Here is a 20,969-nt window from a genome sequence, read left to right on the forward strand (position 1 = left end):
CGGGGTCGATGCGGTTCGCTATTCCTTCATCGTAGTGGACTTGCACCACCTACTCCTTGCCGGTCTCCCGGCGCACCCGTGTAAAAACGGCTTCAAAAGGCGTCCACCCAGGAAGCCAGGAAGCGCGCCTGTCTCAGACCGGGATCGCAGCGATCAGTGGCTTGGTCCCGACGATGTTCATGACCCGTGTTCGATCACCGCGCCCCCCGCGGGCACATTCGGGTAATCCCGCTTTCCGAAGACCCTCAATCAACAGCAGGGCCACAAGCTGCCGTTCGCGTTGGGACGCTGACGCATTTCCATCCGCTTTTACCTCCCGTGCGCGACTTTTTGCCCCATCGCCTGAACTTTGGGATCTGTGTGCCGAACAAATAGAGATATCTGATGGGGAGTTTAGCTCCCCCCAGAATTCACAGCGGTAGCGGATACGTTTGTATGAGTCGCAATGCGGCTCGCAATTTCGAACTGACGACACGCTTTGTCCGCAAAGAGCCCAAGCGCTCCGAGTCATCCAGAGGTATCGCTGCCTTTTAGAAGGAGGAGACCTCATGCAACTCAAGCAAATCGCAATCCGCATATTAGCGGCCGCCTGTCTCACCTGGACCACGACAGTTTTCGCGCAGCAAGGCGAGCCTCAGGACGCGAGGGTCAAGACGGCCATGGACCTCTTGGTTTCGATCGCGGCCCAACTGGGTCCGCCAAAAATCGAAGGTACTGACTCCGTTGCAGGCAAGGAGGTACCTGTCATTTACTTTGGTTCGGCCAAGATGAACAACAGTTTCGACCTGGTCGACGAGGTCGTGAAGAAAGCGCAGGGCACGGCCACAATCTTCGTCAAAAGCGGTGACGAGTATGTTCGCGTCGCGACTAACGTGAAGAAGGACGATGGCTCCCGAGCGATCGGAACCATTCTGGACCCCAAGGGCAAGGCCATCGAGTCCATCAGGAAAGGCGAAGCGTTCTATGGCGAGGTCGACATCCTCGGTAAGCCCTACATCACAGGCTATAAGCCTATCCGGGATGCCTCGCAAAACGTGATCGGCATCTACTACGTAGGCTATTTGAAGTAGACCGTCTCTGCCCTCTGTGGCGCCGCCAATGCTGCCCTAACGCCCAGGCTGAGCGCGATCGAGCAACCCGTGGTCTGGGCATCGATCGCGCACGGCGCGCTTTCCGGGACGTTCGGGTCTAGCCGAATGTCTTCGAGCGGCAATGGCGCGAAACGGCGCCGGAAAACTGATCAGGCTCCAATGTCCGCGATCCTGACGCGCTGTTGATCGCGGCACATTGGCCGCAGGCCGGATTGCACGCTAGACTTCCCCGACGTCATTGGGGACGGATCTATGTGGCGACTTGTTTCCGCGATCCTTGCGCTGCTCGGCGCATCCCTCGCGCCCGCGACCGCCCAGCAGCCACAGCGCAGCGAGTGCCTGGCGATGGCCAATGCGGCGCCGCGAGTACTGCCGGTCGCCTTTCGGCAGGCGGCGAATGCCGCCGAGGTCGAGATCACCTATGCCGGCCATTCCACCTATTTCATCGACACGCCCGGCGGCTTGCGCATCGCCACCGACTATAGCGGCGCCTATCAGGTCGGCCGGCTCCCCGACGTCGTCACCATGAACCGGGCGCACAGCACGCACTACTCGCTATATCCCGACAAGCGCATTCCCCATGTACTGCATGGCTGGGGCGAAGACGGCAAGCCGGCGGTGATTTCCGAGCGCATCGGCGACACCTTCATCCGCAACGTCACCACCGACATCCGCCGTTACTTTGGCGACGATTCCGGCACGGACATGATCCGTGACGGCAATTCGATCTTCATCTTCGAGGTCGCGGGCCTCTGCATCGGCCATCTCGGCCATCTCCACCACAAGCTCGACGACAGTCATTTTGCCCAGATCGGCCGCCTCGACATCGTCATGGTACCGATCGACGGCACTTACACCATGTCGCTCGACGGCATCTCGGAGATCACGAAGCGCCTGCGAGCCTCCATGGTGCTGCCGATGCACCGCTTCGCCACCCCGCTCGACGACTTCATGCGCCGGATCGGCCGCGACTTCGAGATCGACCGGCGCCTCGAACGCTCCTTGCGGATCTCGCGGGATTCGCTGCCGGGCACTCCGACGGTGATCATTCTCGACGGCGTGTGAGTGGCCCTGCGCAATTTTCTCCAAGCCGATCGCCGTCTGCGCGTGATGGTCTCTCCGCAGCAACGGAGACTGACATGACCGACTTTGCCAGATTTCTGCACGCCGACGGGCCTAACCGCGAACATGCGCAGGCGCTAAGGCTTTACGGCCAGTTCATCGGCGATTGGGATGCCGAGGTCATCGCTCACGCACCCGACGGCACCACCCATCGCGCACCCGGCGAAATCCATTTCGGCTGGGTGCTTGAGGGCCGCGCCATCCAGGACGTCTGGATGATCCCGCGCGCAACAGACGCGCCACCCTTCCCGATCGCCGGCAACTGGTATGGCACGACGTTGCGCGTGTACGATCCGACCATCGACGCCTGGCGGATTTTTTGGCTCGATCCCGGCCGCAGCGTGTTCCGTCAGCAGATCGGCCGTCGCAGCGGCGCTGATATCGTGCAGGAAGGCACTACCAACAGCGGTGACCTGTCACGCTGGAGCTTTACGGAGATCACCGAGAACGCGTTCCACTGGCTCGGCGAGGCCAAGCCGGCCACGGCGCCGGAGTGGCAGCTGGTGGTAGAGGTGAAGGCGCGGCGGCGCCGGGTTATTGTTTGAGCATGATCCTTTCGGAAAACCGCTTCACACTTTTCCGGATCATGCTCCTGATGCGCTCCTGCCGAAGGGCGCGGTTGCGCAACACGCGCTGCCGCGCATCGTCCCCGGATGTTAGCTTCATCGGCAACGACAATCAGGGGAGCGAATGCCGATGGCCGCGAGCAGCATGCCCGCCAACAAGAGCGGACTCTTTGCCGATCCGCGCGAGGACTGGCTCGCGCTCCACCGCGAGGAGATCATCGATCCCTTACGGCCGATCGTCGATCCCCACCACCATCTCTGGAATCGCGGCGGGCAGCGCTATCTGATCGAGGAGATGGCCGCTGACATCGCCTCCGGTCACAACCTCATTGCAACCGTGTATGTCGACTGCCGCTCGATGTACCGCGCGCACGGGCCCGAGGCCTTCCGTCCCGTCGGTGAGGTCGAGTTCGCCAATGGCGTTGCCGCGATGAGTGCGAGCGGCGGCTATGGCAAGGCCGCGATCTGTGCCGGCATCGTCAGCCACGTCAATCTCTTGCTTGGCGATGCGGCAAAGCCGGTGCTGGAAGCCGAGATCGCGGCCGGTAACGGCCGCTTTCGCGGTATCCGGCATTCCTCCGCCTGGGACGAGGACCCGGTGGTCGCGGGCATGTATGCCAACCGGCCGAGAGGGTTGCTGGAGGACGCGACCTTCCGCAAGGGCTTTGCCTGCCTCGCGCCCCTCAACTTGAGCTTCGACGCCTGGCTGTTTCATCCGCAGATCGGCGAATTGACCGAGCTGGCGCGGGCCTTTCCCGACACCAGAATCGTGCTCGACCATTGCGGCGGGCCGGCCGGCACCGGCCGGTTCGCAGGTAGGCGCGAGGAGGTGTTTCCGGCGTGGCGGGCCGCGATCAAGGAGATCGCGAGATGCGAGAACGTCGTGGTCAAGCTCGGCGGACTTGCGATGTGCCTGCTCGGCTTTGACTTCCATCTGCGCGAAAGGCCACCGTCGTCCGAGGAGCTTGCGGCGGCGTGGCGGCCCTATGTCGAGACCTGCATCGAGGCGTTCGGTGCGAGGCGCGCGATGTTCGAGAGCAATTTCCCGCCGGACAAGGGCCAGTGCAGCTACCAGGTGATCTTCAATGCGTTCAAGCGCATCGCGGCGCCGCTGAGCGAAGCCGAGAAGACGGCGCTGTTTTCGCAGACGGCGTCCAGCTTCTACCGGCTAGAACTGCCGTCATGACATGAGAAGGGGCCGGGACGTCAGTCCCGACCCCTTCCGACACCATTCGCTGGGAAGCGCCTTGGTAGAACTTCGGGTTAGCCGGCACCCATGAGGGTCGCGGGACGACGCTCGCCGGGCGAGAAGAACATCCGCTTCAGCTTGTTGACGACCCGGACCATGAAGCCGATCAGCGCCGGATTGGTCTTGCGGCAAAAGGCGATCTTCTTGACGTGGCCCTCGACGTGCCATTTGGCATGCGCACCGTCGCGGAAGAAGATCACGTCGCCGACGCCGTAGCGCTTCGGCGGCATGCCTTCACTCTCGAGCACGATCGATCCTTCCAGGATCATGATGGTCTCGTCGAAATCGTAGTACCAGTTGAAGCGCCCTTCGGTGCAGGACCAGATGATGGTCGATGCGGTGCCGTCGGCGCTGGTCGACAGGATGTGCGACCGCGACACCGGATTGCCTTCGATGATCCAGGACGGCTCGATCGGCCGCAGCTCCAGATCGACGGCACAACTTCCGGTTTCAATTAACGCGCGCGACATTGGCTTCCTCTGGGGATACAATATGACTGGCCGGCCCCTCGGGCCGCTTCAAACAGTGCCTATGACGCTAGAAGCCGTTTTTTAATTCTTCCTTACGCTTGCCCGGACAATCAGCCGCAAGTTGCATGTGCGGCGCGCCTAACGCGCCGATTTGCCGTTGGATTCGTGCATTTGAACCCGGTTTTTGCAGGGTGCGACAAAATGCGCGGAGTCCAATCAGCAAGGAGCCTGTCCGATGCCCCTCTTCCCCGAGGCCGTCAGCGCCAATAGCGAGGTCGCCGAGCAGCTCGCGGCCCTCGACGTCTCCCTTGAAGTCGACGACGGGCCGCCCGACTGGTTCTCCATCGACGGCATCGAGGCGCCCCGGCAGCTCGGCAGCGACGGCGCGGGCGGCGCGTTCGTGCTGCTGCCGTCAAGCCATGTGCTCTATGCGTCGTCGGAGGGCCGCGCCGGCATCATCGCAGCGACATTCGAGGACTTCATCCAGATCGTCGTCGCCTGTCCTTATTGGCTCGACATCCTCAAATTCTCCGCCGGCGGCGACGTCGACGAGATGCGGCGCGCGGCGGTCGCGCTGGAGGCGACGCTCGACGACGAGGACGACATCAACGACGCCCGCGACGCGATCCGTGACGCGTTTGGCCTTTCTGCCCTGGAGGATCCTGTCGGCGCGCTCTATGAAGCGGTCGCCGGGTCCGACGCCATCGTGCGCACGACCGATGGCAGTCCGTTCACCACGCTGTTCAACCGCTTCACGATCGATCGCAATCCGATGCTGCGCAACGGAGCGGCGTGAGGCTCGCGGCCTACTTTGCCCACTCGCCCTTGCGGAATACCGGCTCCTTGCTGCCGTCGGCCAGGATACCGTCGATGTCGGTCTCGGCTGAGCCGATCATCCAGTCGATGTGGATCAGGCTCTGGTTGCCGCCCTGCGCCGCGATCTGCTGCGGCGTCAGCTTGGCGCCGTTGATGAAGCACTTCGAATAGCACTGGCCAAGCGCGATGTGCGAGGCCGCGTTCTCGTCGAACAGCGTGTTGAAGAACAACAGCCCGCTCTGCGAGATCGGCGAGGAATGCGGCACCAGCGCCACTTCGCCGAGCCGCCGCGCGCCTTCGTCGGTGTCGAGCACCTTGTTCAGCACCTCCTCGCCGCGCGAGGCCTTTACATCAACGATCTTGCCGTCCTCGAATCGCACCGCGATGTTGTCGATCAGCGTGCCCTGATAGGACAGCGGCTTCGAGCTGACGACGTGGCCGTAGACGCGACGGCAATGCGGGGTGGTGAAGACCTCCTCGGTCGGGATGTTGGCATTGCAACTGATGCCGTTCTTGGAGAGCGAGGCACCGCCTTCCCATTCATGACCATCGGCAAGGCCGATGGTGAGATCGGTGCCGGGACCGGAGTATTGCAGCGCGCGGAAACGCTTGCCGTTCAACCAGTCCGTGCGCTCGCGCAGCGCTGCATTGTGCTGCGCCCAGTTCGCCATTGCATCCTCGCGATCGACGCGGGACGCGGCAAAAATCGCATCCGCGAGCTTGCCGATCGCGATCTCCTCGGGATCATCGGGAAACACCTGCTTCGCCCAGGACGAGCTCGGATAGGCGATGATATTCCAGTTGGTGTCGAAATTGACGATCTTTTCCAGCGCAGGCTGGTAGGCCATGGAATTGGCCTTGCTGGCGCGCGCCACCTTGGCGGGATCCTCGCCCGACAGCAGCATCGGATTGTCGCCGACGATGGCCAGCCGCGCGGTATTCTCCGAGAATGCCTTCGCCATGCCCTCGTAGAGCCAGCCGGCGGCGCGATCAAAACTTTCGTCGTGGCCGTGGCGGTAGCGCGCCAGCGTCATCTCTTCATCGGAGAGGATCGGCGTGACGATGCCCGCGCCGGCCTTGTAGGCATGCACGGCGATCCGCCGCACCAGGGGCAGCGCGATCGCCGGTGCGGTGAGCAGCAGATCCTGGCCCGGCCGCAAGCCCAGGCCCACCTTCACCGCCACCTCGGCCAGCCGGTCGAGTTTTGCGGGATCGATGGGAGTTGAGGTATTGCGTTGATCGGTCATGCCGGGCCCTCTGCCGAAATCTCTATTCCATCTAAGTCTAGCATCGCATGGCGCAAGTGCGCGAGCCAATTGCGCGCCTTGAGCCAAGATACGCAATTTCACGCATCTTGGTTTTCAACACGTTGCCGCGCCGGCAGCCTGATCGAGCGAGGCCGAGGTCATTTTTCGGTGAAACGGGCGCCGCGATTGTGGCGCGGTTCTGCAACGCAGTCGTTGCGAGCCGTCATCCTGTCGAAACTTTAATCCATCGGCACCGGCAGGTTGCTTTATCTCTGGCGCGAGGCGTCGATCGCCTATGCATGACGAGGAGACCTTGATGTTGAAATCGTTTCGTTCTGTTGCCGGGGTCGTGCTGCTTGCAAGCCTCACAGCAGGCGCGCTGTCGCCGGCGTCCGCTGCACCGATCGGCCATCCGTTGGCGGTCACGCCATCGCAATCCGCAAATGTCGAGCAGGTCCGCTGGTACGGACATCGCGGCTTCGGCGGCGGCGCATTCGTCGGCGGCCTCGCAGCCGGCGCGCTGATCGGCGGCGCGCTCGCTGCACCTTCCTATTATGGTCCAGGCTATCCGCCTCCGCCGCCCGCCTACTATGCCGCACCGCCTGCCGACGATGCGGTCGCCTATTGCATGCAGCGCTACCGATCCTTCGATCCGAATAGCGGCACCTTCCTCGGCAATGACGGCCGCCGTCATCCGTGTCCGTGACCCCCTCGTCATAAATCGCAGGGCGGACAGGGCGCAAAGTGCGGCTCTTGCCCACCCTTGGAAGTCCTGAACCCCCTCTCGGCCGGTTCCATCGCCGGCCGCCCATCGACGACATGGCTGGCATCTGCCCAGTTCAGGGCAACTGACGCCGCTTCGATGAACCAGGAGTGCGTCTCGATGGACTCACAGAATCAAAGCCCAATTCATGTTGCCGTTTCAGATGCTTGATTTTGTCGTGAGGCCAGAGCCGTCGCAGTGCAGTTTCTGTTTAGCGATCATCTACTTGACACCGACAGGCGGGAGCTGAGCCGCGATCAGGTTCCCGTCGCAGTCGAGCCCCAGGTCTTCGACCTCGTCGTTCACCTGATGCGGAATCGCGACCGCGTGGTGACGAAGGATGAGCTGATCGACAAGATCTGGCTTGGGCGTTCCGTCTCGGAATCGACCCTGACCAGTCGGATCAATGCGGCGCGCAAGGCGATCGGCGATTCCGGCGCGAGCCAGGCGCTGATCCGCACCGTGGCGCGCAAAGGCTTTCGCTTCGTCGGCAACGTCGAGATGCGGAACGGCCATGGCCGCCCAGCGGAGCCAGCCGGCCAGGCCAGGGAAGCCCCGGCGGCGCTGCCGCTGCCCGATCGCCCTGCAATCGCCGTGCTGCCCTTCACCAATTTGAGCGGCGACCGCGAGCAGGATTACTTTTCCGACGGGATCAGCGAGGACATCATCACCGCGCTGTCGAAGCTGCGCTGGTTCTTCGTCATCGCGCGCAACTCCTCCTTCGTCTACAAGGGCCGCGCCGTACATATCGGCGAGATCGCCCGCGAGCTCGGCGTGCGCTACGTCGTCGAGGGCAGCGTCAGGCGGAGCGGCGACCGGGTGCGCATCTCCGCGCAGCTCAACGACGCCACGACCGGCAGCCATCTGTGGGCCGAGCGCTACGATCGCAGCATCGCCGACGTCTTCGCCGTGCAGGACGAGATCACCGACGCCATCGTCGCCGCGATCGAGCCGCAGCTCTACGCCGCCGAAAGCTTTCGCGCCCAACAAAAGCCGCCCGGAAGCCTGGATGCCTGGGATCTGGTGATGCGAGCGCTGTCGCATTACTGGCGCATCACGCGGGGCGACAATGTCGCAGCCCAGGGGCTACTGGAGAAGGCGATCGCGATCGATCCGGCCTATGGCAAGGCGCTCGGCCTGCTCGCGACCAGCCATATGTTTGGCGCCCATATGGGCTGGGCCGACATGGCGGCCACGCTGCCGATCGCGGAGCGCGCCGCTTTCGCCGCGGTCGAGGCAGACCGCGACGACGCCTGGGCCCATCACGGGCTCGGCTACACCTATCTGTTCCGGCGGCGCTTCGACGACGCCATCGCTGCATTCGAACTGGCGCTGCGCCTCAATCCCAATTTTGCCATGACGCACGCCTTCTACGGCGTGACGCTGTGCTATGCGGGCCGCTGGCAAGACGGCGATGCCGCCGCGCGCCGGGCCCTGCGGCTCAGTCCGCGCGATCCTTTCTCGGCGATCTATTGCGGGGTCGCCGCCTATGCGCAGTTCATCGGCCATCGCTACGAAGAAGCGATCCAGTTCGCGCGCGAATCGCTCAGGCAACGCAGCGATTTCGTCGGCGCCCATCGCGCGCTGACGGCCGCCGCCGGCATGCTCGGCAATCGCGAGCTGGCGGCCTCCGCACTCGAGGGCCTGCGTCGCGCCCAGCCCAACGTGTCGCTCGCCTGGATCGCCAGCGAGCTGCCGATGCAGCGCGCCGAGGATCGGGAGCATTACCTCAAGGGCTTGCGGCGCGCGGGGTTGAGGTAGCCTACCCCCTCTCCCCGTTCTTACGGGGCCGCGACGAGCTTCGCTCGCGCTGAGAGGGTTGGGGTGAGGGGCTGCATCCGCAGTCACGGCGAGAGTTGGACTCGCGGAAGCTCCCCCTCACCCGGAATCCGCGCTGCGCGTGCATTCCGGCCTCTCCCCGCAAGCAGGGAGAGGCGAAGCAATCACCTACTCCTTCATCATCTCGCCGCTGCCGCCGAACTCTGCAGGAAAATCCTTCAGCTTAGGCAGGCCGTCGCGCATCGGCAGCACGGTGTCGGCGTAGTTGACGTGGACGGTGGGCGTGAAAGCGAGCGTCGGGATGGTCGCGGTGAAGACGTCGATCAGGCCGAGCGGCGGATGGCTGGTCATAAGATGGCCACCGCATTTGCGGCAATATTTGCGCTGGCTGAGCGGCGTCTTGGCGTAGGTCGCAACGTGATCAGCGCCGTCGGTGATGCGCACGGCCTCCGGCTTCCACAGGCTGAAGGCGGTGACCGGCCCGCCCGACCACGAGCGGCAGGAGCGGCAATGGCAATAACCCATCGCCTCCGGCGCGCCCGTCACTTCGATCGCGACCGCGCCGCAGAAGCAGTTTCCGAGGTGTTTCATTGAAGTGTTCTCCTTGGATGAGGATGCAGATCTAGTTGAGGCGAAGATCAAACTGACCGGCGCCAGGGAATAAGCATCGATACGCGCTGTTTGTATTGCCGGTACTCGTCGCCAAACAGCGCGACGAGGTCGCGCTCCTCGAGCGTGATGCCGAGCAGGATGTAGAGCGTGATCACGGATGCAAATAGCAGGTGCCCCACGGTCATGGTCGGCGCGGCCCAGACTGCGATGATGAAGCCGAGATAGAGCGGATGCCGGACGAATTTGTAGAACAGCGGCGTCCTGAAACGCGGCGGCGAGGCCTGCTTGTCGACCAGTTGCTGCGTCACCTGCTGCAGACCGAACAACTCGAAGTGATTGATCAGGAAGGTCGAGGTGAAGACCAGCACCCAACCGGCGAAGGATAGCGTGACGATGGTCACGGCGACATCCGGGTCCTGGACGTCCCATATGATCGCCGGCAGCGGCCGCCACTGCCAGAACAGAAGCAGCAGCGACAGGCTCGCCAGCAACACATAGGTGCTGCGCTCGACGGCCTTTGGCACAAACTGCGTCCACCACTCCTTGAACTGCTGCCGTGCCATCACGCTGTGTTGAACGGCAAACAGCGCCATCAGGAGCAGATTGATGACGACGGCCTCGATCGCCGAGGAATCGGTTCCGGTGTCGATGCTTTTCGGCACCACCAGGCCCGTGATGAAACCGATGGCGTAGAGGATGGTCGCGAGAAATACGAGATAGGCCGCAATTCCGTACAGAAAGGCGATGAACCTGAACACTTTGGAGCCCACGACATTCGGGCTGATAGAATGAACTTGCTGATCCAGTTGGGTCATAGACAGCTCCGTTGTGCCGAACGACTGGCACTCATTAAGTCGCTGCACCCTGCCGGATCGGACGTCCCCAGGCTTTTGCGGACGATTGATTTTCGCCTGAGACGACGCTGATTTTTGCTTGAGACGATGAGACGTGCGATTTCGCTTTGAAAATCATGTGCTGGACTGCGACCTGCGCGAGCTCACGCGTGACGGCGTTCCGGTTCCATTGCAGCCGCAGGTATTCGATCTGCTCGTGCACCTCGTCGCGCAGCGGGGCCGCGTCGTCACGAAGGACGACCTGATCAGCGAGGTCTGGGACAACCGCATCGTTTCGGACTCTGCGCTGAATAGCCGCATCAACGCGGCGCGAAAGGCGCTCGGCGACGACGGCGCGGCGCAGCGGCTGATCAAGACCATCCCGCGCAAGGGTTTTCGCTTCGTCGGCGAGGTGCTGGACGAGACGCCGGCGCCGCCTGCGGCCGAGACGAAGGCGCTACGAAGCGCGCCCGAGCGCCCGGCGATCGCGGTGCTGGCGTTCGAGAACATGAGCGACGACCCCGAGCAGGAGTATTTTTGCGACGGGATCGCCGAGGACATCCTCACCTCGCTGTCGAAGGTGCGCTGGTTCCTGGTGATCGCCCGCAACTCGTCCTTCACCTACAAGGGACGCGCCGTCCATATCAGGCAGATCGCCGAGGAGCTCGGCGTCGGCTATGTCGTCGAAGGCAGCGTGCGCAAGGCCGGCGGCAGCGTGCGGATCACTGCGCAGCTCAACGATGCCGTCACCGGCAGCCACATCTGGGCCGAGCATTACGATCGCGAGCTCGGCGACGTCTTCGCCGTTCAGGACGAGATCACCAGCGCGATCGTCGCGGCGATCGAGCCGCAGATCTATGCGGCGGAGAATTTTCACGCCCGGCGCAAGCAGCCGGCGAGCCTGGACGCCTGGGACCTCGTGATGCGAGGGCTGTCGCACTACTGGCGCGTGACGCGGCAGGATCATCTGATGGCGCAGGCGCTGCTCGCGCAGGCGATTGCGATCGATCCCGACTATGGCCAGGCGCAGTCGGTGCTGGCGGCAAGCCACATGTTCGGCGTGCATCTCGGCTGGGCGGAGCTTGCGACCGCCGCGCCGATCGCGGAAGCAGCCGCGCTCGCGGCGGTCAAGTGCGACCATGAGGATGCCTGGGCGCATACCGCGCTCGGCAGCGTCTATTTCTCGACGCGGCGGCTCGACGACGCGCTGTCGGAGTTCGAGCAGGCGCTCAGGCTCAATCCGAATTTCTCGCTGGCGCAGGGCTATTACGCGCTGGCGCTGTCCTATGCCGGCCGTTCGAGCTGCTCGTTCGACGCGGCGCAAAAGGCCATCCGCCTCAGTCCGCGCGATCCGTCGCTCGCGATCTACTACGGGATCGCCGGCTATGCCCGCTTCACCGAGCGCCGCTATGACGAGGCGATCGCACTTGCCCGGGAGGCGATTCGCCACCGCGGCGATCTTACCGGCGCCTATCGCGTGCTCGCGGTCTCGGCCGGAATGGCCGGCGACCAGGAGCTCGCCGCGACCGCCTTGCAGGAGCTGCGCCGCACCCAACCCAACATCTCACTCGCCTGGATCACGACGCAACTGCCCTGGCGGAGCGAAGCAGATCGCGAGCATTATCTGGAGGGATTTCGAAGGGCGGGATTGAGGTGAGGAAGATCAAACGCTCGATGCGAATTCGTCGAGCACCTTGTTGAACGCCTCCGCCTTCTCCCATTGCGGCGCATGGCCGGCGCCGTCGATCACCTGCACCTCGCCGCGCCACAGCGTCGGCGCCGCCAGTCGCTGGAGATAGCGGAGATCGACGATCTGCTCTTCACGGCCGTGGACGATCGCAAGCGGAATTTTGAGATTGCGGACGATCTCGGCCTCGTCGGAGATGCGGCCGGCCTGGACGTTGGCGCCGAGATAGCCCCGAGCGTTGCCGTCCGTGTTGCGGAAGTCCACGACGACGAAATCGGGAATCGGCGCATAGCCCGGCGCGAAGGCCGATTTCGTCCATTCCTCGATCTCGGCCTCGCTCGGCTTCGGCGTGAACACCGTGGCCGACAGGCCCTTGAAGCCGGAAAAGCCGTCCGGCGCCTTGCCGATCGGCGGCGTGCCGAAGATCATCAGACCGGCGGCCATCGGCAGCGCGGCCGCCGCATTGAGCACGGCATGGCCGCCGAGGCTCCAGCCGACCACCACGGCGTTTTTCAGATCGAGCTCACGGGCGATCGCGGCGATCACTGACGCATAGCCACCACCTGAATAATCGGCTTCAGGATTGGGCGGCGGCGACGACGCGCCGTGGCCCGGCAGGTCGATCGCGATCACACGGAATTTTGCCCCCAACGGCCCCTGCAACTGCTTCTGCCAGATCCGGGACGAGGACGAATTGCCGTGGATCAGGAGGATCGGGCGGCCGGTGCCTGCGCTCTCAAAGCCGGCGATTTTCTGGGCGCCGATCTGCAAGCTCAGCGGGCGCAAGGCGGGTCCTGGAAAAGGCCGATCATTCATGATCCACCGATCTGGTTGTTGAAACTGCTTTTGGCGATCGGACGCATCTTGGCACGCGGCATGGAACAGTGTCATCACCTTTGCGGTGATCCGGACATGACGCGATCCGCGAAATTGACCTGCATCAATGGCCGTTGACTGCCCGTCCGCCACACTGTCTGAGGACGGGAATTCTCGATGCAGGTTCGCAATTCAGCCGAGGGCTATGGCGCGGTCGCGATGACGCTGCATTGGGCCGTCGTGACGCTGGTGTTCTGCGCGTGGCTGCTCGGGGAGTTCGGCGACGCGTTGCCGCGCGGACCGCAGCGCGAAGCCGGCGAGCTGATCCACATCTTCCTCGGGCTTCTGATCCTGGTGCTGGTCGCCGTGCGGCTGTGCTGGCGTCTCACCGATCCGCCGCCCGCGCCGGATGCCGCGATCGGCCCCTGGAGCGAGCGCGCGGCGAGCGCGATGCACTATATAATGTATGCGCTGCTGGTCGCCGCGCCGGTCGCCGGCATTCTGGTACAATTCGCCCGCGGTCATGCCTTGCCGGTGTTCGGCCTGGTCGAAATCGCCTCGCCCTGGGCGGCCGACCGCGCTTTCGCCCGCGACGTCAGGGAAGTGCACGAGGCGCTCACCAACGCGCTGCTGATCCTGGTCGGGCTGCACGCCGCAGCCGGGCTTCTTCACCACTACGTGCTGCGCGACCGCACCCTGAAGCGCATGCTGCCGTGGTCGCGGGGCTAGCCTCTTGGCGCCGGCTTCTTGCGAAGGTGCACGACGACGTCGAGCCGCACGATATCGTGCCCCGGCAGCGCCTCCGGCAGTTTGGTGAAGCTCAGCCCCTCGGAGACGTCGACCAGAATGTCCTCGCCTTCGAGGTAGAAGTGCGGATGCACGCTGGTGTCGGTATCGAAGAACGATTTCAGGCCGTCGGCTGCGATCCGGCGCAACAGGCCCGCCTCGGTGAACTGGTTCAGCGTATTGTAGACGGTTGCGAGCGACAGCCGCATGTTCGCCGCGATCGCCTCCTCGAACAGCGCCTCTGCCGTGACATGCCGGTGGCCGTTCAGGAACAGGAGCTGCCCCAGATCTACGCGCTGGCGTGTCGGTCTCAATCCGGCATCGCGCAGCAATTGCACGCAGCGGGCAAGGCCGAGGTCGTCGGCGGTCTCCAGCGTGACTTCGCCTGCGTCAGGTGAGGAGATATCGGTCGAAAGGACGTCCATTGCCAATCCGCTGTTGTTGCCATCGGATCGCAAAAGCGAGGCGTTGGCTTTGATCCGGATCAAATTCAGCGGACGGGACGGTCGAGCGAACCTCTACCGATTAGCGAGCAACTGCCTCCACGCCGTCATTGCGAGCGCAGCGAAGCAATCCAGCGTCCCTCCGCGGAGAGATTCTGGATTGCTTCGCTACGCTCGCAATGACGAGCTTGTCGCGACAGCACGACGCTTCATCAGACGGGCGAGCGGCCGCCGCGGCAAAGTCCTTACTTTGCCTTCACCTGCGCCGGCTTCGGCGGCGGCGCGGCGGCCCATTCCTTGTCGGCGCGGGGACCGTTGACGTCGCCGGTCAGGCCGACGAGCTGGCCGGGCTGGACGTCGAGGGACTGTTGCCAGGTCTGGGTCTGGCACAAGAACCTGATCAGGCAGCCCTTGAGCTTCAGTCTGTCGGCGGCCTCGCGCCACAGCGAGACGGAATAGCGCTTGCCGTCCTCGGCATTGTAGATCTCGCCAACAAAGCGGCCCTCCGGTGTCGCCTCGAGGCCCAAGATGAGCTGATGGCCGAGCAGCGCGCGGGCGCGCTCGTCGGGATCGGGATTTTCACTGTCGCGGAGCGGTTGGCCGCGCGCATCCAGCGGGGTCTTCATCCAGACGATGAAGCCGCAGATGCGGTCGCGCCCCAAACCGCAGCGCTCGAGCCGGATGCGGGCGCGGCCGTCCTCGGTGACCCAGGTGCCGGCGGGATCAGTTGGGCTCACCGCCCCGGCGCGGCCGTCGAAGATCATCAGCGCGACGGTGATCGCGACGCGGACGACGATGCGAAGAAGGATGTTCATCTTTCGGCGGCCTCTCTGGCTTCAGTTCAGTTGCGCCATGAAGGCGTCGGCGCCCTTGTCGATGCCGGCCGTGGCGGCGGCGAGCGAGCCGACGCTCGCCTTGATGTCGTAGGCGCCGGGATATTGCTTGGTGACGTAAGCGCTGAGCAGGCGCGAGGTCGAGGCGTCGAAGATCTCGACGCCGTAGATGACCGAGCCGGTCAGCGTGCCCTCGCCATCGCGCGCGGCCTGCACGCCGTTATAGACGGCGCCCGCGACATCGAAGCGCGACAGCGTGCCGAGCACCGCCGTGTTGGCGACTGCGCCGGTCAGGGTGAGCCGCACCCGCAGCGTGTTCGGCCCGCGGGCTGTCACCAGCGCAAAGCGGCTGCGCAGCTTGTCGGCGAAGCGGTTCTGCATGTAGGCGGCGAGCGTCGCCTTGTCCTTGTCGGACATGTCGCCGAACTGATGATCCTTGCCGCGGTAGATCACGACGGGGTCGAGGATGACTTTATTGTAGGTGCGCCAATCGACCTGCGTGGCGTAGCGGTAGGGCACGCGGCCGGAGGTGTCCGACTTGTCCGGCGCCATGTAGGCCGACGAGGCCATCTCCGAATAGGGCACCGGCGTCACGCTGGCGCAGCCGACCACGACGGCGCACAGCGCAAGCGTTCCCAGACCGCGCATGGCGATCGAGCGATCCATTCCTCACTCCTCTTAAGGCCCGACGCGAGGCAGCGGCGACCGCAGCCGCGTACGGGACAAGAACGCGGCTGCGGTGCTCACAATTACCGACCCAAGGCATCTTCCGGGGCCATGATCCGAAGCCTTGGGCCAGGCCTCAGTGTTTCCGGTTATAAAACCGACCAGACGGTTTGTAAAGTGCCAAAATGCGGGTGATGCCTTTGGCCGCAACTGGGCTCGACGAGAGGATCGAGGCAGAATTGTTAACGGCGAATCAGGCGCGCTTGCGCGCGGTCGCGCTCTTGGCGGGTGTCGTTGCACGCGCCTTCACGGCGCGCGGCTTGGCAGGCTTTTCCAGCGCGCTCCACTGGCTATCGTCGAGCAGGCGCGCGAACAGGCGCTGATGCTCCTCCTTGCTGAGCGGCGACATGCCGAACAGGCCGCTGAGCAGCAATCCGCGTGCAGCGGCCCAGCGCAGCAATGCGAGATCCGGGTCGGTGGCCTCAGCCTTGATGGCCGCGACCCTCTTCATCTCACGATCGCGCGGCAACGACATCAGGCCGGGGTTTTCGACCATGGCCGCGACCAGCGCCAGCGCCGCCGAATTCGGCGACGCGGCCGCTTCGCGGACTGTCGCGAGCTGGGTCGCGAGCGCGGGGTTCGCGGAGGTGGCGCTCACCTTCGCCATGTAGCCTTTGGAGAACTCCTCGAAATGCGCCATCTGCCGCTCGAGCAGCGCCTTGAGCACCGATTCCTTGGTGCGGAACTGGTGCATGACGCCGCCCTTGCTGAGGCCGCTCTCGCGCGCGATGGCGTCGAGCGTCAGCCGGCCGGGTCCATCGCGCGCAATGATGGCAATCGCCGCTTCAAGCGCAGCGTTGCGAGATCGTTCCGAGCGGGTGGCGTTGTCCATGGCGGACTTGTCTCCGTGACAGGGAGATGAATCAAGTGAAAACAGGATCGCGCTGTACGTTTTTTGTGCGACGACTGTCGAGACTTTCATCTTGCGGCGCGGAACGGGACCTGTGAGCCCACGCGCGAGTGCTCGCGGCCATGCCGGACGGAAAGAGCGCGCGCCGGCGGCGTGATCAGTCGCGCGGACGGCGCGCCTCGCGACGGTGAGCCTCCTTCACCTTCGCCACGCCGTGCAGCATCGCCTTGAACTCCTTGATCGCCTTGTCGCGGTTGAGCGTCCCATCGGCCTCACCTTCCAGATGCTCGATGACGACCAGCAGCGCATCCGCGATCTGGCCGATCTGCCTGCCGTAGCTGCCGACATCCGACAGCACGTCCCTCTCGACCTCGGGCGCCGAGGACTGCCCGACCGTGATGTTGACCAGCCCGAACTGGCTGCCAGTGGGGCTGAAGAACGACGGATAGATGGACTGCACGACATCCCCCGACAGGGGCAGCTTGAACACCGGCATGCGATTTCCCCTCGCTGACGCTCGACCGGCAAGGGGAACATTAGCACGACCACGCCCGCCTTCGGATCGGCCCGAATCAGCGCTAGTGCATTCACCTCATCGACTTCGCTTACTCGAGGTGACATGACGGGCCCCGAACTGAAGCAATTGCGCGCCGACCTGTCCGAAGCGATCGGCCGGGAGCTCACGGTCGCCGACATGGCGAAGCTGTGCGGCCTGCCGGCCGCGAGCGGAACCGTGACGATCCGGCGCTGGGAGGTGCGCGGCCCGAGCGCGTCGGCGGCCAAGGTGCTCGGCGTGCTCGCGATGGCGAGCGAGCGCTATCCGATCCTCGACAAGTTCGACATCTTCGATCGCCACACCATCGCCGAGAAGGATCGGCCCGCACAGCGCCAAAAATTTCGCGAGCAGATGCGCGAGGAAGTGCGCAGGCGTCTTGCTTGACGAAGAGCGGCCGATCGTCTCCTCAAGCGCTGCGCGTTAAGCCTTCCTTCACCGTTTCTTAAGCTGCCGTTAAGCACGAAAAGCATTTGCCGGCCAATGCGTTGGGTTGGCTGCCGCTGTGCCACGCATGTGACAGCATTTTAGTCAAAAGCCCGCTATCTGCGAAGCAACGACGGCGCGGGATGCGCGCCTGCCGGGAATGAAGTGTTGGAGTTAGAGACGATGAAGAAGATTCTGTTCGCGACCGTTACGCTGCTCTCGTTAAGCGCGGCCGCGCCCGCCGTCGGTGCCGATCTCGGCGCCCGCCCCTATTACAGCAAGACGCCTGCGCCGGCTTATGTCGCGCCGATCTACAACTGGACCGGCTTCTATCTCGGTGCGCATCTGGGCGGCGCGTTCTCGAGCGACAACAATTTCAACGGCCTCTCCACCGGCAACAACGGCAACGGTCGCTTTCTCGGCGGTCTCCAGGTCGGCGCGGACTGGCAGTTCCACCCGAACTTTGTGGTCGGCGTCGAAGGCCAGTACTCCTGGCTGTCCGGCAGCGTCGGCGCGGTGTTCCCGAGCGGCTACGCCTACACCAACGACCAGCGCGGCCTCGGCTCGATCACCGGTCGCGTCGGTTACACCTGGGGTCCGGGTCTGCTCTACGTGAAGGGCGGCTACGCCTATTCGAACAACAACGAGACTGTGACGCTCGGCGGCGCGCCGGTCGCGTTCGCGATCTCCGGCGATCATCGCAACGGCTACACCGTCGGCGCCGGTCTCGAATACATGTTCGCCCCGAGCTGGTCGGCCAAGGCCGAGTACCAGTACTACAATTTCGGCAGCGCCACCTTCACCGCTCCGGCCGCGCTGGTGCCCGCCGGCAGCTTCACCACCGACGACCACACCGTGAAGGCGGGCGTCAACTACCGCTTCAACTGGGGCGCCCCGGTGGCCGCGCGTTACTGATCGCTAACCACAACTGATCCTGCGGAAGCGCCGGCAGACTCGCCGGCCCTTCTTTTTTCGCCGTGTGGAAAGAGCGCAAGCGATTGCGCCACTTGCGATTTTTTAACTCGCTCCCCCGATACTGCCGGCCGCAAAACATAAAGTAATCGGCGTGGGGGAATTCTGATGGCGATCCGTGTGAGCCTGGGCAGATTCAGGCCTCGTGTCTCGTTGCCTAAATGGGGCGTGCGCGGCAGCCTGTTCGCTGCCTTCGCAGTGATCGCGGGCATGGGCCTCGTGATCTCGGCGGGCGCCGGTTACGTGCTGCAAAATCTCGGCGAGCGAATGATCGACCTGAGCGGACGGGACATCCCGCGCCTCGCCGCAAGCCTGCAATTGTCGGCACTGAGCGCGAGCCTCGCGGCACAGGGACCGGCCCTGCTCGCCGCGCCGAGTGAGGACGCGCTGAACGAGCGCACCAAGAAGCTGAAGGAATTGCAGCAGCAGGTCCAGCAGAAGCTCGGCGAGATCATCGAGCTCGGCGCCGACAAGACGATCGTCACGGGACTCAACGACACCATCAAGAATCTCAATGAGGCAGCTCAAAGCCTGACTTCGGCCGCGCGCGAGCGGCTCGACGTCGCGGCGCTTCACGACAAGCAATACGATGCGCTGCGCAAGGCGCAGGGCGATTTCGTAGGCGCGGCAAGTCCCGCGATGCTCAACGCCCAGACCCAGGTGAACGCGATTCTCGGTTCGGCGAACCTGTCGGCCGAAGACGCCACCGAAGCTGCGCAGACCGTCGGCCAGCTCGGCAATGTCGTCGCCAGCGGCAATCTCGCGGCAGCCGACATGAGCGCAGCGCTCTCGGCCAATACCGCCGACAAGCTCGACGACATCCAGAAGGATTTCAAGACGGCGCAGGGCCGCCTGCGGTCCAACCTCGACCTGCTGCCGGACAATCAGGGCAGCAAGATGCTGCGCGAGACGGCCGAAAGGCTGCTGGCGCTCGGCACCGGCAAGACCGGCGTGTTCAACCTGCGCGAGAAGGAGCTCGACGCCGCCGACTACGGCCAGACCGTGCTCGACGAAACCCGCAAGCTCAATGTCGGCCTCGGCATCAGCGTGCAGCAACTCGTCGAAGGCGTGCAGAAGGAGACCAACGACTCGACCTTCCAGGCGCGCAGGCAAATTTCGTTCGCCACCATGGTCATGTTGGCGCTGGGCGCGCTGACCCTGGTCGGCTCGGTGCTGTTCGTCTGGCTCTATGTCGGACGCAACATCCTGCGCCGCATTGGCGGACTGCAGCGCGCGATGCAGCTGCTCTCGACCGGCGATCTCGACGCAGAGATCGTCCGCACCAAACACAATGACGAGATCGGCGCCATGACCGATACGCTTCAGGTGTTCCGCCAGAGCATGATCGAGGCCCGCGCGCTCTCCAGCGAGCAGGACAAGGACCGCGCCGCCAAAGCCGAGCGCGCCGCGCGCATGGAAGCGCAGATCGGATCGTTCGAAGGCACCGTGCGAACAGCCCTCGACAACCTCGCTCAATCGGCCAATTCGATGCAGGCGACCGCGCAGAGCATGTCGTCGACGGCCGACCAGTCCAATGCGCTGGTCAACGCCGTGGCGTCGGCCGCCGAGGAGACCTCGGTCAACGTGCAGACGGTGTCGGCCGGCACCGAGCAATTGTCATCGTCGATTGCCGAGATCAGCCGCCAGGTGGTCACCTCGGCGGAGATCGCCAAGAAGGCGGTCATCGAAGCCGGAGCGACCGATGCGACCGTGCAGGGCCTCGCCGACAGCGCGAGCCGCATCAGCGTGGTCGTCGATCTCATCCAGACCATCGCCTCGCAGACCAATCTGCTCGCGCTCAACGCCACGATCGAAGCGGCGCGCGCCGGCGAAGCCGGCCGCGGTTTCGCCGTGGTCGCCTCCGAAGTGAAGAGCCTTGCAAGTCAGACCGCGAAGGCCACGGACGAGATCCGCACCCAGATCGCCAGCATGCAGCAGGTCACGACCTCTGCGGTCGGCGCGATCAGGGGCATCGGCCAGATCATCGGCGAGATCAACGACGTGACCACGGCGATCGCCGCCGCCGTCGAGGAACAGGGTGCCGCGACGCACGAGATCGCCCGCAACATCCAGCACGCCGCCGGTGGCACCAGCGAGGTCTCCAGCAACATCGTCGGCGTCTCCACGGCCTCGGCCGAGGCGGGCGCCGCGGCGACGGAGGTGCTGAGCGCCTCCGATGCGCTGCGCCGCGAGGCCGACGTGCTGCGCGGGGAAATCGACGCGTTCCTCAGCAATATCCGCGCGGCGTGATCGTCATTCCGGGGCGGTGCGCCAGCACCGAACCCGGAATCGCGCGCCACTACCTCGGGATTCCGGGTTCGCGGCTTTG

General features: G+C 64.3%; 22 protein-coding genes. 12 read left to right on the forward strand and 10 right to left on the reverse strand.

All coding sequences use genetic code 11. From position 1 onward, the window contains the following. Positions 1-548: 548 nt before the first annotated feature. From Q2941_RS41785 to Q2941_RS41800, 4 genes are all read left to right on the forward strand, one after another. The gene (locus Q2941_RS41785) at positions 549-1,070 is read left to right on the forward strand and encodes a Cache 3/Cache 2 fusion domain-containing protein (protein WP_027521394.1); all 522 of its coding nucleotides are present in this window, start codon (positions 549-551) and stop codon (positions 1,068-1,070) included. 273 nt (positions 1,071-1,343) lie between these two features. Beyond that, on the forward strand, positions 1,344-2,156 hold the full coding sequence (locus tag Q2941_RS41790) for an MBL fold metallo-hydrolase (protein WP_458196163.1): 813 nt from the start codon (positions 1,344-1,346) through the stop codon (positions 2,154-2,156). 74 nt (positions 2,157-2,230) lie between these two features. After that, entirely contained in the window at positions 2,231-2,758 is a 528-nt protein-coding gene (locus Q2941_RS41795; protein ID WP_458196164.1) for a hypothetical protein, read from the forward strand. Between the two features lie 151 nt (positions 2,759-2,909). Further along, entirely contained in the window at positions 2,910-3,965 is a 1,056-nt protein-coding gene (locus Q2941_RS41800) for an amidohydrolase family protein (RefSeq protein ID WP_458196165.1), read from the forward strand. Positions 3,966-4,042: 77 nt separating this feature from the next. Here the strand turns inward: Q2941_RS41800 and Q2941_RS41805 are convergent, their stop codons facing one another. Next, positions 4,043-4,498 carry a cupin domain-containing protein gene (locus Q2941_RS41805; protein WP_254102777.1) on the reverse strand — a complete coding sequence of 152 codons (456 nt, stop codon included), beginning with the start codon at positions 4,496-4,498 and terminating at the stop codon, positions 4,043-4,045. Between the two features lie 235 nt (positions 4,499-4,733). Between Q2941_RS41805 and Q2941_RS41810 the strand changes: the two genes are divergently transcribed. Beyond that, entirely contained in the window at positions 4,734-5,294 is a 561-nt protein-coding gene (locus tag Q2941_RS41810; RefSeq protein ID WP_458196166.1) for a hypothetical protein, read from the forward strand. A gap of 10 nt (positions 5,295-5,304) precedes the next feature. Here Q2941_RS41810 and Q2941_RS41815 read toward each other — a convergent pair whose 3' ends face one another. Further along, on the reverse strand, positions 5,305-6,561 hold the full coding sequence (locus Q2941_RS41815) for an aminopeptidase (protein ID WP_458196167.1): 1,257 nt from the start codon (positions 6,559-6,561) through the stop codon (positions 5,305-5,307). A gap of 316 nt (positions 6,562-6,877) precedes the next feature. On the opposite strand from Q2941_RS41815, the gene Q2941_RS41820 reads away from it, so the two are divergent. Then, complete coding sequence (locus Q2941_RS41820; protein ID WP_458196168.1) at positions 6,878-7,267, forward strand: BA14K family protein; 390 nt, start codon at positions 6,878-6,880, stop codon at positions 7,265-7,267. A 255-nt stretch (positions 7,268-7,522) separates the two neighbouring features. Then, positions 7,523-9,085: a winged helix-turn-helix domain-containing tetratricopeptide repeat protein gene (locus Q2941_RS41825; protein ID WP_027521401.1), complete on the forward strand. Its 1,563-nt coding sequence runs from the start codon at positions 7,523-7,525 to the stop codon at positions 9,083-9,085. A 186-nt stretch (positions 9,086-9,271) separates the two neighbouring features. Here Q2941_RS41825 and Q2941_RS41830 read toward each other — a convergent pair whose 3' ends face one another. Further along, positions 9,272-9,694: a GFA family protein gene (locus Q2941_RS41830; protein WP_027521402.1), complete on the reverse strand. Its 423-nt coding sequence runs from the start codon at positions 9,692-9,694 to the stop codon at positions 9,272-9,274. Between the two features lie 47 nt (positions 9,695-9,741). After that, the gene (gene mddA / locus Q2941_RS41835; protein WP_254109229.1) at positions 9,742-10,530 is read right to left on the reverse strand and encodes a methanethiol S-methyltransferase; all 789 of its coding nucleotides are present in this window, start codon (positions 10,528-10,530) and stop codon (positions 9,742-9,744) included. 133 nt (positions 10,531-10,663) lie between these two features. On the opposite strand from mddA, the gene Q2941_RS41840 reads away from it, so the two are divergent. Beyond that, positions 10,664-12,205: a winged helix-turn-helix domain-containing tetratricopeptide repeat protein gene (locus tag Q2941_RS41840; protein ID WP_027521404.1), complete on the forward strand. Its 1,542-nt coding sequence runs from the start codon at positions 10,664-10,666 to the stop codon at positions 12,203-12,205. Positions 12,206-12,211: 6 nt separating this feature from the next. Here Q2941_RS41840 and Q2941_RS41845 read toward each other — a convergent pair whose 3' ends face one another. Beyond that, positions 12,212-13,021, reverse strand: a complete 810-nt coding sequence (locus Q2941_RS41845; RefSeq protein ID WP_458196169.1) for an alpha/beta fold hydrolase — start codon at positions 13,019-13,021, stop codon at positions 12,212-12,214. Positions 13,022-13,228: 207 nt separating this feature from the next. On the opposite strand from Q2941_RS41845, the gene Q2941_RS41850 reads away from it, so the two are divergent. After that, positions 13,229-13,780 carry a cytochrome b gene (locus Q2941_RS41850; protein WP_458196170.1) on the forward strand — a complete coding sequence of 184 codons (552 nt, stop codon included), beginning with the start codon at positions 13,229-13,231 and terminating at the stop codon, positions 13,778-13,780. Here Q2941_RS41850 and irr read toward each other — a convergent pair. The 5 genes from irr to Q2941_RS41875 form a co-directional block, all read right to left on the reverse strand. Further along, positions 13,777-14,262 (reverse strand): Fur family transcriptional regulator Irr, encoded by a 486-nt coding sequence (gene irr / locus Q2941_RS41855; RefSeq protein ID WP_458196171.1) that lies wholly within the window; start codon positions 14,260-14,262, stop codon positions 13,777-13,779. The two genes, Q2941_RS41850 and irr, sit on opposite strands and share 4 nt — an antisense overlap. Positions 14,263-14,525: 263 nt before the next feature. Beyond that, the gene (locus Q2941_RS41860; RefSeq protein WP_458196172.1) at positions 14,526-15,095 is read right to left on the reverse strand and encodes a DUF2147 domain-containing protein; all 570 of its coding nucleotides are present in this window, start codon (positions 15,093-15,095) and stop codon (positions 14,526-14,528) included. 21 nt (positions 15,096-15,116) lie between these two features. Next, positions 15,117-15,779, reverse strand: a complete 663-nt coding sequence (locus Q2941_RS41865) for a DUF3313 domain-containing protein (protein WP_254109235.1) — start codon at positions 15,777-15,779, stop codon at positions 15,117-15,119. Between the two features lie 253 nt (positions 15,780-16,032). After that, entirely contained in the window at positions 16,033-16,671 is a 639-nt protein-coding gene (locus Q2941_RS41870) for a TetR/AcrR family transcriptional regulator (RefSeq protein ID WP_458196173.1), read from the reverse strand. Positions 16,672-16,846: 175 nt separating this feature from the next. Next, a complete protein-coding gene (locus tag Q2941_RS41875) occupies positions 16,847-17,185 on the reverse strand; it encodes a hypothetical protein (protein WP_458196174.1) in 339 nt (112 codons plus the stop codon). A gap of 123 nt (positions 17,186-17,308) precedes the next feature. Here Q2941_RS41875 and Q2941_RS41880 point away from each other — a divergent pair, with 123 nt between their 5' ends. From Q2941_RS41880 to Q2941_RS41890, 3 genes are all read left to right on the forward strand, one after another. Continuing rightward, positions 17,309-17,629 carry a hypothetical protein gene (locus Q2941_RS41880; RefSeq protein ID WP_458196175.1) on the forward strand — a complete coding sequence of 107 codons (321 nt, stop codon included), beginning with the start codon at positions 17,309-17,311 and terminating at the stop codon, positions 17,627-17,629. Between the two features lie 222 nt (positions 17,630-17,851). Continuing rightward, positions 17,852-18,583, forward strand: a complete 732-nt coding sequence (locus Q2941_RS41885) for an outer membrane protein (protein WP_254109237.1) — start codon at positions 17,852-17,854, stop codon at positions 18,581-18,583. 165 nt (positions 18,584-18,748) lie between these two features. Further along, entirely contained in the window at positions 18,749-20,890 is a 2,142-nt protein-coding gene (locus Q2941_RS41890) for a methyl-accepting chemotaxis protein (RefSeq protein WP_458196176.1), read from the forward strand. Positions 20,891-20,969: the final 79 nt, after the last annotated feature.

It is taken from the genome of Bradyrhizobium sp. UFLA05-153 (assembly GCF_054185185.1).

Coding starts and splice junctions, on each gene's coding strand:
- Q2941_RS41850 (WP_458196170.1), top strand. CDS start 13,229: ATGCAGGTTCGCAATTCAGCCGAGGGCTATGGCGCGGTCGCGATGACG.
- mddA (WP_254109229.1), bottom strand. CDS start 10,530: ATGACCCAACTGGATCAGCAAGTTCATTCTATCAGCCCGAATGTCGTG.
- Q2941_RS41865 (WP_254109235.1), bottom strand. CDS start 15,779: ATGGATCGCTCGATCGCCATGCGCGGTCTGGGAACGCTTGCGCTGTGC.
- Q2941_RS41860 (WP_458196172.1), bottom strand. CDS start 15,095: ATGAACATCCTTCTTCGCATCGTCGTCCGCGTCGCGATCACCGTCGCG.
- Q2941_RS41870 (WP_458196173.1), bottom strand. CDS start 16,671: ATGGACAACGCCACCCGCTCGGAACGATCTCGCAACGCTGCGCTTGAA.
- irr (WP_458196171.1), bottom strand. CDS start 14,262: ATGGACGTCCTTTCGACCGATATCTCCTCACCTGACGCAGGCGAAGTC.
- Q2941_RS41890 (WP_458196176.1), top strand. CDS start 18,749: ATGGCGATCCGTGTGAGCCTGGGCAGATTCAGGCCTCGTGTCTCGTTG.
- Q2941_RS41810 (WP_458196166.1), top strand. CDS start 4,734: ATGCCCCTCTTCCCCGAGGCCGTCAGCGCCAATAGCGAGGTCGCCGAG.
- Q2941_RS41885 (WP_254109237.1), top strand. CDS start 17,852: ATGAAGAAGATTCTGTTCGCGACCGTTACGCTGCTCTCGTTAAGCGCG.
- Q2941_RS41800 (WP_458196165.1), top strand. CDS start 2,910: ATGGCCGCGAGCAGCATGCCCGCCAACAAGAGCGGACTCTTTGCCGAT.
- Q2941_RS41790 (WP_458196163.1), top strand. CDS start 1,344: ATGTGGCGACTTGTTTCCGCGATCCTTGCGCTGCTCGGCGCATCCCTC.
- Q2941_RS41815 (WP_458196167.1), bottom strand. CDS start 6,561: ATGACCGATCAACGCAATACCTCAACTCCCATCGATCCCGCAAAACTC.
- Q2941_RS41820 (WP_458196168.1), top strand. CDS start 6,878: ATGTTGAAATCGTTTCGTTCTGTTGCCGGGGTCGTGCTGCTTGCAAGC.
- Q2941_RS41785 (WP_027521394.1), top strand. CDS start 549: ATGCAACTCAAGCAAATCGCAATCCGCATATTAGCGGCCGCCTGTCTC.
- Q2941_RS41795 (WP_458196164.1), top strand. CDS start 2,231: ATGACCGACTTTGCCAGATTTCTGCACGCCGACGGGCCTAACCGCGAA.
- Q2941_RS41880 (WP_458196175.1), top strand. CDS start 17,309: ATGACGGGCCCCGAACTGAAGCAATTGCGCGCCGACCTGTCCGAAGCG.
- Q2941_RS41805 (WP_254102777.1), bottom strand. CDS start 4,498: ATGTCGCGCGCGTTAATTGAAACCGGAAGTTGTGCCGTCGATCTGGAG.
- Q2941_RS41875 (WP_458196174.1), bottom strand. CDS start 17,185: ATGCCGGTGTTCAAGCTGCCCCTGTCGGGGGATGTCGTGCAGTCCATC.
- Q2941_RS41830 (WP_027521402.1), bottom strand. CDS start 9,694: ATGAAACACCTCGGAAACTGCTTCTGCGGCGCGGTCGCGATCGAAGTG.